Raw genomic sequence first — 1127 nt, forward strand, 5'->3', positions numbered from 1 at the left:
CAATTAAGTGAATTTTAGTGTCTGGGGTTTTATCACGACAAACCGGTCAAGGTAATTGTCGTCAACCGGACAAGATAATTGTCGCAGAATAAGAAAACCAGGGTAAGAAAAAAGAGGATGTTGGGGCTAAAAGCCTGGATACATTTAAAGCAACCCTTATTGAGATCGAGGATCGGCTAAAGCTTTCCTTTGGGATCAAACAGCTAAAGGAGTACAAGAACGAAACCGGCGTATATTCTGATTTGCTGGAAATAATCAATTTTATAATTACGGGGGAACGCCACAGGATAAAATTACCGGATATCCCCATGTATCTTGATTATCTTTTGGCTGCCCAGGATTTGACCGGCGGGATAGTCCCGAAGATCGCAGATAAATATATCAGCGTGGTTGCCATAGACGGCTTTCCGGCAGAAAGCTTTCCCATGATGCTGCAGGAACTGGATAACCTTGCCATACCGTATCGGTTTAATTCCCGGTATATCTGCATGGATCAATATACGGCCCTGCAGCAGATTGAAAGTTACCGTAAAACCTGGGCTCAAAAAATGTTGGGCTTCTTTGACAAGCTTTTCAACAATGCCAAGGCCAAGGTAAATAAAGATGCGGCCTTGATGACAGAAGATGCCGGAGACGCATATCTGATTAATCAGTCCGGATTTGTGAGTTTCGGATATTATTCAGGCAATATTGTCTTGCTTCATGAAGACAAAGAAATTTTGCAGACTCACACCCGGGAGATCCGCAAGGTTATCCTATCACAGGGCTTTTCTGCCAGGGTGGAAACCTTAAACGCCTTGGAGGGCTGGTTAGGATCTCACCCGGGCAATGCATATTCAAATCTTCGCAGGATCATTCTTCACAGTCTTAATTTAGCGGACATCCTTCCCCTGTCAACTGTTTATGCAGGTTCCGGACAAGCCCCGTGCCCCTTTTATCCGCCTAAATCTCCCCCGCTTATGTATGCCGCGACTGACGGATCAACCCCGTTCAGATTGAATCTGCATGTTGGTGACCTGGGACACACCCTTGTGGGGCGCATTCCCATTTTCCCGGTCATGCCGCCGGCATTGGATTGTGCGTGGTTGCCATGAGTTTCAAACAATCCCAACGCCCTGCTTTAAAGT

At 46.1% G+C, this 1127-nt stretch carries 1 protein-coding gene; it reads left to right on the top strand.

Going from position 1 to position 1127, the window contains the following annotated elements:
• Positions 1–194 precede the first annotated feature (194 nt).
• A complete protein-coding gene (locus tag B147_RS28160; RefSeq protein ID WP_281167882.1) occupies positions 195–1094 on the top strand; it encodes a VirB4 family type IV secretion/conjugal transfer ATPase in 900 nt (299 codons plus the stop codon).
• Positions 1095–1127: the final 33 nt, after the last annotated feature.

This window comes from Desulfobacter curvatus DSM 3379, assembly GCF_000373985.1.
In the GTDB taxonomy this organism is placed as follows: Bacteria; Desulfobacterota; Desulfobacteria; order Desulfobacterales; family Desulfobacteraceae; genus Desulfobacter; species Desulfobacter curvatus.